This window comes from Actinomadura sp. HBU206391 (assembly GCF_014323665.1).
In the GTDB taxonomy this organism is placed as follows: Bacteria; Actinomycetota; Actinomycetes; order Streptosporangiales; family Streptosporangiaceae; genus Actinomadura_C.
Window position 1 is genome coordinate 1 of record NZ_JABVEB010000156.1, and the last position, 13,306, is coordinate 13,306.

Consider the following 13,306-nt stretch of genomic DNA (forward strand, 5'->3'; position numbering starts at 1 on the left):
GAGGGTACGGCCGAGGCCGATGGGGGTGACGGTCTCGGTCAGTGAGATGCCGTCCTGCGCCTGGTCATACGGGATCTTGGCCACTGAGAGGGCGGCGGCGACCATGCCGTGCCGGTCCCGGCCGTTCATGGGGTTGGCTCCGGGTGCGAACGGCTCGCCGGCCCTGCGGCCGTCGGGGGTGTTACCGGTGTGCTTGCCGTAGACGACGTTGGAGGTGATGGTGAGCACCGACAGAGTGTGCTCGGCCTTCCGGTAGGAAGGATGGCGGCGCACCTTGGCCATGAACGACTCCACGAGCGCGACGGCGATCTGGTCGGCCCGGTCGTCGTTGTTGCCGTACGCCGGGTAGTCGCCCTCGACGACGTAGTCCACCGCGAGCCCGGCGTCATCGCGGATGACCTTGACCCTTGCGTGTTTGATGGCCGAGAGGCTGTCGGCGGTCACGGACAGCCCTGCGATGCCGCAGGCGAGGGTACGGGCCACGGGATGGTCGTGCAGGGCCATCTCGATGCGTTCATATGCGTACTTGTCGTGCATGTAGTGGATGACGTTGAGGGCACTCACGTACGTGGCGGCCAGCCAGTCCAGCGTCGTGTCGAACGCGGCCATGACCTCCCCGTACCGGAGATGGTCCGCCGTGATCGGTCGCCGGGCGGGAGCGACCTGCTCACCTGTGATCTCGTCTCGACCACCGTTGATCGCGTACAGGAGCGCCTTGGCGAGGTTGACCCGGGCGCCGAAGAACTGCATCTTCTTGCCGACCTGCATGGCCGAAACGCAGCAGGCGATCGCGGTGTCGTCCCCGAAACGGGCTCGGATCAGCTCGTCGCTTTCGTATTGCAGCGAGCTCGTGTCGATGGAGACCTTGGCGCAGAACCGTTTGAACGGAGTGGGCAGCCGCGGTGACCACAGGACGGTCAGGTTCGGCTCGGGCGCGGGACCGAGGTTGTAGAGCGTCTGCAGGTACCGGAAGGAGGTCTGCGTCACCAGTGTCCGGCCGTCCTCTCCCATCCCGCCGATGGATTCGGTGACCCAGGTCGGATCGCCGGAGAACAGCTCGTCGTACTCCGGCGTACGGAGGAACCGGACGATCCGCAGCTTGATGACGAAATCGTCGATGAGCTCCTGCGCGCGCACCTCGTCGATGCGTCCTTCATCGAGATCGCGCCGCAGGTAGATGTCCAGGAACGTGGATGTACGGCCGAGGGACATGGCGGCGCCGTTCTGCTCCTTGACCGCCGCCAGATAGCCGAAGTACAGCCACTGGATCGCCTCCTGCGAGGTATGCGCGGGACCGGAGATGTCGTGGCCGTACGATGCGGCCATCCGCCTCAGTTCGCCGAGGGCGCGGATCTGCTCGGCGAGTTCCTCGCGGTCACGGATGATGTCCTCCGACGAGGACCGGTCGTCGAGCCAGCGCCGTTCTGCCCGCTTGGCCTCGATCAGGCGGTCGACGCCGTACAGCGCGACCCGCCGGTAGTCGCCGATGATACGGCCGCGCCCGTACGCGTCCGGCAGCCCTGTGATGAGGTGTGCACGGCGCGCCCGCAGGATCTCGGATGTGTAGGCGTCGAAGACACCATCGTTGTGGGTCTTGCGGTACTCGGTGAACACCTTGCGCACCTGCGGGTCCAGCTCGTACCCGTAGGCGGCTAGGCCGTTCTCGACCATCCGCAGGCCGCCATTGGGCATGATGGAGCGCTTGAGCGGTTCGTCGGTCTGCAGCCCGACGATCAGCTCGCGGTCGCGGTCGATGTAGCCGGGGGCGTGCGAGGTGATCGACGAAGGGGTCGCCGTGTCCACGGCGTGGATTCCGCGGCGACGCTCCTCCGGGAACATCGCGCTGACCCGCTCCCAGACCGCCCGTGTCCGTTCGGTCGGGCCCGCCAGGAACGATGCGTCACCTTCGTAGGGCGTGCGATTGGCCTGGATGAAATCGCGTACGTCGATACCGCCGCGCCAGGCGCCACCGTGAAATCCGCGCCACGCGGATGGGGTCGCTTCGACTTCGAGTGCCGTCAACTCTGCCTCCTAGCGCCGGTGCTCGGTCCGTGCGGTCCGGTCCTCGCAGTTACACCGTCGCGGTTCAGCGTGCCGATCACCGCGGTCGGAGGTCCGAGCGTCGAAGGACCAAGGGCACCGATCCAGTGACCGGCTCTGGTTGCGTGCTCAGCGGAGTCGGGGCGAAGGTCCCGCGGTCCGGTGACGTCCGCCGCTGACTCTGACCGTTCGCCAAGCGGACGCTGACTGCATGACCGAACTCGCGGCGTCCGAGTACGCCTTGCTCACCGACGGCACCGAAGTTGAGGTCCGCGCACTGCGTCGCGCGGACCTCGAAGCAGTACGACGCATGCATCAGGAGATGTCCCAGGAGAATTTTTATCTGAGGTTCTTCGGTTTCAGCAATCGTGCCGCCGAACAGATCGCCGACCAGTTGTGCAGAGAGGCCGGTTCAGGCCACGCCGCGGTGTCGGCTTGGCTGGCCGGTGAACTGGTGGGCGTGGCGGGGTACGAACCTGACCGCGGGAACAAGGGGACCGCCGAGATCGCGCTGGTCGTCTCCGACCGCATGCACCACCGCGGGGTGGGGACCCTGCTACTGGAGCATCTGGGCTCGCTGGCCCGTGCGGAGGGCATCCGTGCGTTCCGCGCCGACATACTCGCGCAGAACCATCCGATGCTGCGGGTCATCGCCGACGCCGGATTCGAGGTACGCCGTGAGATGAACGCCGGCGTCGTCGAGCTGACGCTGGCCCTGGGTTCCGACGAGAAGTATCTGGACGCGGTCGCCGAACGTGAGCGCCATGCGGACGTCGCCAGCCTCACCCACCTGCTGCGGCCGTCTTCCATTGCGGTGATCGGAGCCGGTCGCCGGCCCGGCTCGGTCGGCCACGCGATCCTGCAGAGTCTGCGCACGTCCGGGTTCACCGGCGCCCTGTACGCGGTCAATCCGCACGCCGGAGGGCAGTTGCTGAAGGTGCCGTGCGCGGCGTCGGTCGCCGAGCTGCCGGAACCGCCCGAACTCGCGGTGGTCACTGTGCCCGCTTCCCAGGTGGCCGGGGTAGCCCGTGCCTGCGGACAGCGAGGCACCAGGGCTCTGGTCGTCGTCACATCCGGACTGGATGAGGAGGCCTCTCGTGACCTGCGCGAGAGCTGCCATAGGTACGGGATGCGGCTGGTCGGCCCCAATTGCCTCGGCATCGCCAACACCGGAGAACTCCTGAACGCCACCTTCGCCCCACGACATCCCACCCCGGGGAGAGCCGGGGTCGTCGTTCAGTCCGGCGGCGTCGGCATCGCACTCCTGGAGCGGTTGTCACGGCTTGGCATCGGCATCTCATCCTTCGTGTCGGCGGGCGACAAGTATGACGTCAGCGCCAACGACCTGCTCCAATGGTGGGAATCCGACGACGTCACTCGACTGGGCCTGCTGCACCTGGAATCGTTCGGTAATCCGCGCAAGTTCGCCCGCACCGCTTCGCGAGTCAGTCGTAAGATGCCGCTGCTCACCGTGGTGGCGGGACGGTCCGCCGCGGGACGCCGGGCAGCCGCCTCGCACACCGCGGCCGCCGCGACGCCCACCGTCACACAGGAGGCGCTGTTCGCCCAGGCGGGTGTGATCGCTACTCACAGCCTAGGCGAGCTCGTCAAGGCCACCGCGTTGCTCGGTACGCAAGCGGTTCCGGCGGGGCCCCGGGTGGCGATCGTTTCCAATGCCGGGGGCGCCGGTGTGCTGGCGGCGGACGCCTGTCAAGACGCAGGGCTGACCGTCGCCACGCTCGGGAAGGAGACCCAGGACGAACTCGCGCGGGTGCTTCCTGAGGCCGCCGCCTGTGACGGTCCCGTGGACACCACTGCCGCCATCGGCTCGAGCCGTTACCGCGCCTGCCTCGAACTGGTGGCCGCCGACAGCGGTGTGGACGCCGTGATCGCTGTGATCTGCCCTACGGCCGTCAGCGACCTGTCCTCGGCGCTCTCGGAGGGCGATCTGGCCAAGCCGTTGGCCGGCGTGATCCTGGACCAGCCGGAGAGCGTGCTCGTATGCGACGGCGGGGTCCCCTGTTACTCGGGCCCGGAAGATGCCGCCCGCGCCCTCGGCCACGCTTGGTCGTACGGCCGCTGGCTGGCCCGGCCGACCGGAACGCTGCCCGCCTTCGACGACCTTCAGCGCGAAGCGGCCAAAGACCTCATCACAGCGTTTCTGCGTTCCAGCCCAGAGGGCGGCTGGGTGTCACCCGCCGAGGCGATGACCCTCCTCGGCCACTACGGACTGCCGATGGCCGACTGGTACTGGGCGGAGTCGGCGGACGCCGCCGTCCGCGCCTGCGTGCGGATCGGTGGGCCCGTGGCGATGAAGGCTCATGTGCCAGGTGTCATCCACAAGTCCGATGCGGGCGCGGTCCGACTCGGCCTGATGGGCCACGATGAGGTGCGCGTTGCCTACCTCTGCTTCCAGAGCCGGTTCGGTACGGACCTCCAGGGCGTGATCGTGCAGCCTATGGTGCCGGACGGCATCGAGGTCCTGTGCGGGGTCGTACAGGAGCCGGTGTTCGGGCCCTTGGTGGTGTTCGGGTTGGGGGGCACTGCCACCGACGCGCTGGCCGATCGCACCGCCCGGCTCACCCCCCTCACCGACACCGATGCCGTGGACATGGTCGGCTCGCTGCGGGCCGCCTCGCTGTTCGTCGGGGAGCATGCCCGCGCCGGCACCGCGGCGATCGAGGACATTCTCCTGCGGCTCGGTCGTCTCGCCGATGACCATCCCGAGATCGCCGAGCTGGACCTCAATCCCGTGATCGCTCTTCCCGGTGCCGCGGTGGCGGTCGACGCGCGGGTGCGCGTCATCCCGCGGCGAAGCTGGGATCCCTACCTGCGCCGGATGCGCTGACCATAGAGGACCGTACGTAAGAGGAGTCAACATGAGCGCCACCCATCAGCGAAACCGCGATGAGTCCGAGCCTGACAATGGCCCTATCAACGACAATGACGTGCGGCAGGTCATCGAGGCGGCCGGGTGGGCACCGTCGGTGCACAACACCCAGCCCTGGTGGTTCGGCCCCCGTGGCTCCCGGATCAGCCTGCACGCCGACGTGGAACGGCGCCTCGAGGTCGCCGATCCGGACGGCCGGGAGATGGTGATCAGTTGTGGTGCCGCTCTGTTCACAGTGCGGATCGCCGTGCGCAAGCTCGGGTACGAGCCCGTCGTCCACCTGCTGCCTGATCCGGATCGGCCCGGTCTGATCGCCGATGTGTCACTCGGCAGACCCGAGCCGGCGATCGAGGACGTTGAGCGGCTTTTCGCGCAGGTCCGGCGGCGGCGCACCCATCGGGGAGCGTTCCGCTCTGAGACGCTGCCGGCATCGCTGCTGCCGAAGTTGCGAGTGGAGGCCACGCTGGAGGGGGCGACCCTGCGGGTCGCCGTCGACACGCACACGCGGACCGCCCTCGCCGCGCTCACCGAGGCGGCGGAACATGTGCAGCGGCTCAACCCTCGCCATGTGTCCGAGGCCGCTCGCTGGGCGCCGGTTCCGGGCAGCTCAAGAAGGGACGGGATTCATGAGGGCGCCTACCGGAGGGAGCCTGAGCGTACCGAGCCGTACTTCCCCGGCCGGGATTTCGCCCGGGGGCATGGCTGGGGAACCGAACGGCAGGCCTCCGCAGGTGATCCTGATGAGAACATGACGGGCTTGGTCGCCATCGTGACCACCGCAGGAGATGACCGGGCCGACTGGCTGCGGGCCGGGCAGGCCCTGCAGCGGATCCTGCTGCGCGCGTGCGCGGAGGAGGATGTTTCGGCGGCCTTCCACACGCAGGCGCTCGAGGTGCCGGAGCTGCGCGAGTTCATCCGCACGAGGTTCTGCGCAGGCGAGCATCCCCAGATGCTGCTCCGCCTGGGCGTCGCCGACAGCGGCCTGACGAGCGTAAGACGCCCGCCCGAGGACGTCACGAGACAAGCGCCGTGAGGCGGACGAAAGGCGATACCCGCAAGGCATGCCGACACGAGGCGGCGGCTGAGGGTCCGGGCGAACCGGGCACGCCGAAGGATCCGGCGCGAACGCCCCGCCGACCTCCCGAGAGGGGTCGGCGGGGCGGGTGGTCAGGTCACAGGTAGGGGTAGAAGCCGACGTAGGAATCATCGGCCTCATAGTCCAAGTGGGACGTGGCGGACACGACGCCCTCCACGTGCCGGATCGCGTGCATCAGCAACGGGACCAGCGAGCGGCGCTCGATCTCGCCCTCGACGGTGACCCGCCCATCCTGCACGGTCACCGCGAAACGGCGCGGGTTCATCGCGAACTCCTGCGCGATGACCTTGTCGGTCACATCCTGCTGGATATCGGTGTCCGGCCGGCGGTAGACGCCGAGCACGTCCGCGCGACCCACGATGCCGATGAGCCGGCCGCTCAGCGGGTCGATCACGGGGAGCTGGCCGACCTTGTGGCGGCGCATGGAGCGGGCGGCGTCCTCGACCGTGGCCGATGCGGGCACGGTGATGGGGGGAGAGGTCATCACTTCGGCGGCGATGGTCCCCTCGGCCTTGCGCTGCTCACGCCGCCGCTCAGGCATCAGGTGAACCTCTCCGCCGGCATCCGGATCGGCTTCCTTCAACAGCAGGTCGCTCTCCGAGACGACCCCGCGCACCTGGCCGGTCGAATCCACCACCGGCACCGCGCTCACATGATGACGGTGCATGACGTGCACGATGTCCTTGAACGGTGTCTTCTCCTCGACGGCCACGACCGCCGTGGCCATGACGTCCCTCACCTCAGTGTGCATGTCCATCTCCTCCGGCGTCGGTACGTTTGCGGATCCAGCATCCGACGCGACGATGCGGCACGGCACCGGCCAAAGTCCTCTCCCCGCAGGACCTTCCGCCACGGGCCGGCGGCGCGCGATAAGGGACGGGCTCGAGTAGCCGGCCGAGCATCCTGCGTCGCGCCTGCGACCGCCGTCGGACGACGGGCTCATGGTTGATGCACCACGCGAACCACGCCCGGCACCGTCCGCGCGATGACGTCGGCTATCCGCGCCGAGCTGTCGTCGAGGACTCCGGACAACTCGACGATTCCATTGCGTACGGCGACCCGCGTGGTCGTCGCCGTGGCGGAGAGTTCCCCGAGGGCCGTCAGCACGTCGTCGCAGATCCGTTCGTCGCCGTGGGCCAGTATTCCCATCAGATCGCGTCGGCTGACGATGCCCACCACCTGGTCGGCGGCTTCGGCACCGCGCGTCACGGGAACGCTTTTCACCCCGGTCGTCGTCATCAGATCCACGAGATCCAGAACGTCGTCGTTCTCGCGTACGGTGAGCACCCGCGGTGTCATGACCTCCTCGACGGCCGCCGGAGGTGGCGACTGCGGCTTGCCGGCGAGACGGAGGAAGGCGCGCGGATCCGTCTCGAATCCACCGCGCAGCAGATCCATCTCGCTCACGATCCCGACCATCCTTCCGTCTTCGTCGACCACTGGCGCGGCGGTGATGTCCCGCTCGTACAGCCGGTGGACCGCCTGCTTGATCGTGCACGTCCGCGGTACGGTCACCACGGGTGTCGTCATTACCTCGTGAACCAGCATTCCTGACACCTCCACATTCCGTACGTCCCTGGGCGTCCGCGGCCCCGTCGCAGATGTCCAGGTCACCTGCCTCCTGGGTCCTGACGAGGTAGCTCCGGTCAGGTGTAGATGATCTGTCCGCCGGCCGCCAGCGAGTAGAACTCGCCGACGGTGATGATGTCCCGCACCTGGGCGACGAGGTCGTCCTTGGTGAGATCGAACAGGTCGCACGAGGCCTTGCAGCCGTACAGCCCCGCGCCCGTGTCGGCGATCATCTCGATGAAATCCGGGATCGAGGGGATGTCCAGCTTGTCCATTTTTCGTTCCAGGTAGCGGGTCATCAGGCTGGGCATCCCGGGCAACCCGCCGAGCAGCGTGGCCAGATGCAGGCCGGGGTTGCCGACCGTGGCCATCTTGATGTGCTCGTGGTGCTTCTCGGACACGGCGTCGAGGCCGAAGAAGGTGAAGAACAGATTGGCCTCGATACCCTCGGCCCGAGCGCCATTGGCCATGATCAGTGCTGGGTAAATGCCGTCGAGGGAGCCCTTCGATACGATGATGGAGACCTTCTCGATGCTGTCGCCCATGATGAGACCGTCCTTTCGTACGCGGCGTGGGGATTGTCGGGGGGCTCAGATGCAGCCGCGGGGCTTGGGGATTCCGGCGATCTTCGCGGCGATCTTCGCCGGGCCTTTGGGGAAGAGCTGGTAGAGCTCCTTGACCGAGAATCCGGAGATCTTGCCGAGCGCCCGTACGGTCGGGCCGGTTCCCTTGGCGGCGTACTCGGCGCGCATGAATCTGATCACGCGCCAGTGCTCCTCGTTGAGCTCGACGATGCCCTGCTCCTCGGCGATCTCGGGCGCCATGTCCGCGGTCCACTGCGTCGGATCTTCGAAGAATCCTTCGTCGCTGACGGTGACGTTCTTACCGGCGTAGGCGGTGGTCGGCATGGTTGAACTCCCTCCTTGCTAATGGCCTTCGCGGCGATTGATCAGAGGTCAGGTGGACTGACGTACCTTGCCGTGCTCGGGCATGGCCGAGCCGATCCCCGGGATGTCGCGGCCGGGGAGCAGGCCGTGCCAGTAGAACCACTGGAACATGAGTTTGCCGAAGTGATTGAGGTGGGACTCCTTGAGCAGAGGCAGCCCCACGGCGATCGGGTAATGGCCCGGAAGCGGCTCGGTGTCGTAGTTGAAGTCGATCAGCAGCGATTTACCGAAGCCGGTCTCGATGAAGCAATTCGTGTGCCCGTCGAAGGAGCCGTCCAAGGGCCGCCCGGCAAGGAAACTGCGGATGTTCTCCACCAGTACCTCACCCTCGAAGTGGGTGACCGAACCCGCCTTGGAGGTCGGCACGCCGGCGGCGTCGCCGATGGCGAACACGTTCGGATTCTTGCGGGATTGCAGTGTGTGCTCGTCAACGGTGACGAAACCGAGTTCGTCACCCAGGCCGGGGGAGCGGCCGACGTACTCGGCACCGCCGTGCAGCGGGACGACCACTGCCAGGTCGAACGGCACCTCGCGATCGTCGTAGGAGATCAGCCGACCTGCTCGCCTGCTCTCGCCTCCCTCGGTGTCGACGGTGCCGGTGTTGAACTCCGTTACCAACTCGATGCCCTTGCTCTGCAGTAGGCCACCGAGTCTGCGAGAGGCGACCGGTTTGGTGAAGGCGCCGTCCAGCGGTGTCACGTAGCACAGCTCGACCCGGTCACGGATCCCCCGCTCTTGGAAATACCAGTCGGCCAGGAAGCAGAATTCCAGTGGGGCGACCGGACACTTGATCGGCATGTCCACGACATTGACCACCAGCCGACCGCCGTCGAAGCGTTCCAGTGCGTCGTACAGGGCGACCGCACCTTGCGGGGTGTAGAAGGTGAAGACCTTCTCCATTCGTCCCAGGTCGGTCAGACCCTCGGTCTCCTCCGGAACCAACACCGACCCCGTGGCCACGACCAGCACGTCATAGCCGAGCGCCGTGCCGTCGCTGAGACGCACTTCGTCGGCGTCGAGATCGACACGATCGATGTCCGCTTGGCGGAACACGATCCCCTTACGAAGCTGACGGTGTCGGGGCCGGACGAGCTCGCCCCACTCGGCCAGCCCGAAGGGTACGAACAGCAGTCCGGGCTGGTAGAGGTGATTGTCGTCCTGATCGACTACGACTATCTCCGCCTCATGCCCGCTGTAGGCACGCCGCAGCCGGTTGGCCGTCAGCGTCCCACCGGTCCCGGCTCCCAGAATCACGATTCGCTTCCGCATGCCTCAAAGATGGCCTTTGCCGCCACTGGCGATCAGGGGCTTTGGTCCCCGTGCCGGCGGTGCAATGGGCAGGATCGCTTCCCTGGTGGCGTGAGCGGGTACACGCTGTACGACTGAGTGAACCTGACATTGGGGGCCAGGAGTGCGGATAGTTCAGGTGCGAGGATCCACCGTCCGCGCTCGGGACCTGATGCGGCCATGAGGCGGATCGTTGTCGGAGTCGACGGCTCCGAGCACAGCCTCCTGGCCGTCGACTGGGCGGCAGGAGAGGCATCCCGCCGAGGTGAGTCTTTGCGGATCGTGCACGCGATCGCCCCGTGGCTGTTCGACCCGCAGGTGGATGCGAAGGTGGGCGCCGTACGGGAGTGGCTGATGGACGGCGGCCGTGAAGTTCTCGACAGTGCCACCGACCGAGCGATCGCACGCGCACCCGGGCTCCCCGTCTCGGCCGAAATGGTGTCCGGCGGTCCTGCTCGCGCCCTCGTCAACGAGGCGAAGGACGCCGCCATGCTCGTGGTAGGCGGGCACGGCGCGGGGGAGTTGACCGGGTTGCTGCTGGGGTCGGTGGCGCTCCAGGTGACCTCGCACGCACCGTGTCCGGTCGTCGTCGTAGGCCGCCCGGAGCCCGCGGCCGGGGAGATCGCCGTCGGCGTGGACGGCTCACCGAACTGCGCGGCGGCCATCGAATTCGCCTTCGGGGAGGCCGGGCTTCGTGGGTCCCGGCTGCGCGCCGTTCTCGCCTGGTCCCATCCTGCCTCGCTCGGACCTGCGGACATGCAACCGCTCGTGTACGACGCCGAGATCGTGGCGGCCGAGGAGGAACGTGTTCTCGCCGAAAGTCTGGCCGGCCTGCGATCGAAGTTCCCCGGCGTCGAGGTCGTAAACGAGGTGGTCAAGGCCCGGCCCATCCGGGCGCTGGCCCACGCCTCGGCCGGCGCCGACCTACTCGTGGTCGGCACCCGGGGTCGCGGCGGTTTCACCGGGCTCGTCCTCGGCTCCGTCAGCCACGCCATGCTGCACCACGCACACTGCCCGGTCGCCGTGGTGCCATCGAAGAGCCGGTAGATTCACGCGGTTGCCGCACGGCGCTCGAGCTGGCGCCTGCGTGAGCTCGTCAAGCCATGGGCCGGCGGGGAGCGCAGCGTCTACATCCGCATTGTTCCCCGGCAGGTCACCGGCCGGCTCGTTCGCGCCTCGGAAGGGTGAAGAGAGGCGTCGCAGACTCCGGCGGGCGGGCTCTCCCGCGGGCTGCCGGACGCTGATATGGACCAGCCGACTCACTTGGATCAGCCAGGGGAAAGCTGCGGACGGCGATGCCAGACGTGGTCGGCGCCGAACGGCCGGATGGCGCTCAGCGCGTGCTCGACTGATTCTTCGACCGGTCCGGAGGTGTCGACCATGACGGCCTCAGGCCACGGATCCGCCGACTCCGCCATGCGGGCGGCGATCGCCGGATCAGCATCCGAGACGCCCTGTGGGCGGCTACGCAGGCGTTCGTCGGCGAGAGGGGTGTGGCAGCTCAAGGCGATCGTGTCGGCGCTGTCTGCGATTTCGGCGGCGTTCGCCCGGAGCGGGGCTGATGTCCATGATGCGTCGATGATTACGGATTCGCCATAGGACAGCAGTTGTGCTGCGCGTCTGAGCAACTCGGCGTAGGTTCGCCGGGTCCAGGCGGCGTTGTAGATTCCGGCCCCATACGCCGCTGCAGCCGAGGTCTCTGGCGGTAGTTCGGCGAGCTCCTTGCGTACGCGGTCGCTGTTGAGGACGGTGAAACCTAGGCGGTCGCCAAGTGCCTCGCTGAGAGCGGTCTTTCCGGTCCCCGGCAGGCCGCCGACGAGCACGAGATTGACCGCGCCGGCGTTCAGATGGCGCAGAGCGATCTCGGCGTCCGCCCTCGCTTCGGAGGCTCCGGCGGTCTCGCCTTGATTCCAGCGCAGGCAGGCGACCTTGGCCCGGACGAACGCCCGGTAGGCGATGTAGTGGTGACGCAAAGACGGCGGGGCGGGGTCGCCCGCGTACTGGGCGTACCAGGAGATGAAGCGCTCGGCGAGCTGCGGGGCGTCCAGCCGTTCCAGATCCATGCAAAGAAACGCGGCGTCGTCGAGGCCGTCCAGCCAGCGCAGTTTGTCGTCGAAGTCGAGGCAGTCCAGCACTCGGGGGCCGTCGTCGAGACAGTAGATGTCATCGGCCATCAGGTCGCCGTGCCCGTCGATGATGCGACCTTCGCGGATCCTGGCGGCGAAGAGTGGTTCCCGTCTGTTCAGGAAACGCAGCGTGAGCTGTTCGATCTCGAGGGCCTGAGCTTCGTCGATCACGCGCGCATGGAAGGGCCGGACCTGATCGAAGCTATCGGTCCATCGCTTGCGCAGGGCATCTCGCGTGCCCTCCGCCGAGATCTGTTCTCCCCGAGGCGCGATGGAATGCGTCCTGGCGAGCAGGCGTGCGATCGCCCGCAGAGCGTCCTCCACGGGAATGTCCGCCCGTACAAGCCGGGAGAGCCGCCGTTCGGCGGGCATCCGACGCATCACCACGAGGTGGTCACAGGGCACCCCAGGGGAGAGTGTGACGTCGGCGACACCGAGGTAGACGTCGGGGGAGAAACGCCGATTCAGCTCGACCTCGCGATGGCAGGCTAGTTCTCGTTGCTCTCGTGTGGAGAAATCGAGAAAACCCAGATTCACCGGTTTCTTCAGCTTGTAGGCCCGGTCTCCGACGAAGAAGACCACTCCGGAATGCGTCTCAGCGACATCCGCAGCCAAGGGATTCATCGTTTCGCACCGGGGTGTGCCGCCAGGTGTGCGACGGCCGTTCGTGGCTGTCCTGTTCTGCGTCGCAGCGTCGTATAGGGCACCGGCCTCACATCGTCGCCGAACATTCGTTGGACGGGTCTGCTGCGCATGGGCTGACTCCTTTCCGGATACCGCTTCACGATCTGTCGCGGGTAACACCGGAGCCAGGGTCTTCGGTCCCCGGTTGTCGGCCGAACGACTCTGTGCGGATCGCGCTGACGGCCCGTACGGTGGTCCGTGCCTGGGAGGCATCTCGCCGTGAGACCCACGGTGACACGGTCCAGCCCGCTCCGCCGTGCCACTTTCATCTTCATTCGACGACGTGCCAGGGCCGCATCATCTCGTTGTCCTCATGCTCCAGGATGTGGCAGTGGTGGACGTACTCGGCCGGGGTGTGGCTGACGGTCCCGACGATTCCCGGCACCGCGCCAGGTAGGTCGAAGGTCGCGATGATCCGGCTGACCATGTTGGGCAGGGCCTTGAAGGTGTCCTTCCAGCCGATCTCCTCCGGCGTCGGCGGGATCGGATCGCCGATGAGATATCGGGAGAGCAACGGCTTGGCGCTCGGGACACGTCCGTACGCGACCCACCTTTCGTAGTCCTTCTTGTATGCGGCGGTGTCGGCGCGTTGCCGGTTGTAGACCTGGAACTGTACGAGGTGGACGTGCATCGGATGCACGTCCATCGTCGTGTTGGCGTACTCCCA

General features: G+C 67.2%; 11 protein-coding genes. 3 read left to right on the forward strand and 8 right to left on the reverse strand.

Features of this window, described 5'->3' with window-relative positions:
* On the reverse strand, positions 1-2,022 hold a 2,022-nt coding region (gene pflB / locus HKK72_RS28390), incomplete at its 3' end, for a formate C-acetyltransferase (RefSeq protein ID WP_187237505.1).
* A 229-nt stretch (positions 2,023-2,251) separates the two neighbouring features.
* Between pflB and HKK72_RS28395 the strand changes: the two genes are divergently transcribed.
* Complete coding sequence (locus HKK72_RS28395; RefSeq protein ID WP_187237506.1) at positions 2,252-4,888, forward strand: bifunctional GNAT family N-acetyltransferase/acetate--CoA ligase family protein; 2,637 nt, start codon at positions 2,252-2,254, stop codon at positions 4,886-4,888.
* 31 nt (positions 4,889-4,919) lie between these two features.
* Positions 4,920-5,963, forward strand: a complete 1,044-nt coding sequence (locus HKK72_RS28400; RefSeq protein ID WP_222721245.1) for an Acg family FMN-binding oxidoreductase — start codon at positions 4,920-4,922, stop codon at positions 5,961-5,963.
* 139 nt (positions 5,964-6,102) lie between these two features.
* Here the strand turns inward: HKK72_RS28400 and HKK72_RS28405 are convergent, their stop codons facing one another.
* The 5 genes from HKK72_RS28405 to HKK72_RS28425 form a co-directional block, all read right to left on the reverse strand.
* Positions 6,103-6,777, reverse strand: a complete 675-nt coding sequence (locus HKK72_RS28405; RefSeq protein ID WP_187237507.1) for a CBS domain-containing protein — start codon at positions 6,775-6,777, stop codon at positions 6,103-6,105.
* A gap of 188 nt (positions 6,778-6,965) precedes the next feature.
* The gene (locus HKK72_RS28410) at positions 6,966-7,574 is read right to left on the reverse strand and encodes a CBS domain-containing protein (protein ID WP_187237508.1); all 609 of its coding nucleotides are present in this window, start codon (positions 7,572-7,574) and stop codon (positions 6,966-6,968) included.
* Between the two features lie 98 nt (positions 7,575-7,672).
* Positions 7,673-8,140, reverse strand: a complete 468-nt coding sequence (locus tag HKK72_RS28415) for a DsrE/DsrF/DrsH-like family protein (RefSeq protein ID WP_187237509.1) — start codon at positions 8,138-8,140, stop codon at positions 7,673-7,675.
* Positions 8,141-8,185: 45 nt separating this feature from the next.
* On the reverse strand, positions 8,186-8,503 hold the full coding sequence (locus HKK72_RS28420) for a TusE/DsrC/DsvC family sulfur relay protein (RefSeq protein WP_187237510.1): 318 nt from the start codon (positions 8,501-8,503) through the stop codon (positions 8,186-8,188).
* A gap of 48 nt (positions 8,504-8,551) precedes the next feature.
* Complete coding sequence (locus HKK72_RS28425) at positions 8,552-9,811, reverse strand: NAD(P)/FAD-dependent oxidoreductase (RefSeq protein ID WP_187237511.1); 1,260 nt, start codon at positions 9,809-9,811, stop codon at positions 8,552-8,554.
* Between the two features lie 198 nt (positions 9,812-10,009).
* Here HKK72_RS28425 and HKK72_RS28430 point away from each other — a divergent pair, with 198 nt between their 5' ends.
* The gene (locus HKK72_RS28430) at positions 10,010-10,876 is read left to right on the forward strand and encodes a universal stress protein (protein ID WP_187237512.1); all 867 of its coding nucleotides are present in this window, start codon (positions 10,010-10,012) and stop codon (positions 10,874-10,876) included.
* A 221-nt stretch (positions 10,877-11,097) separates the two neighbouring features.
* Here HKK72_RS28430 and HKK72_RS28435 read toward each other — a convergent pair whose 3' ends face one another.
* Together HKK72_RS28435 and HKK72_RS28440 are read right to left on the reverse strand one after the other, a co-directional pair.
* Positions 11,098-12,570, reverse strand: coding sequence for an AAA family ATPase (locus tag HKK72_RS28435; RefSeq protein ID WP_261987280.1), 1,473 nt, complete (start codon positions 12,568-12,570; stop codon positions 11,098-11,100).
* Positions 12,571-12,910: 340 nt separating this feature from the next.
* Positions 12,911-13,306 (reverse strand): multicopper oxidase domain-containing protein (locus HKK72_RS28440; RefSeq protein ID WP_187237514.1); only part of this gene is annotated, 396 nt, incomplete at its 5' end.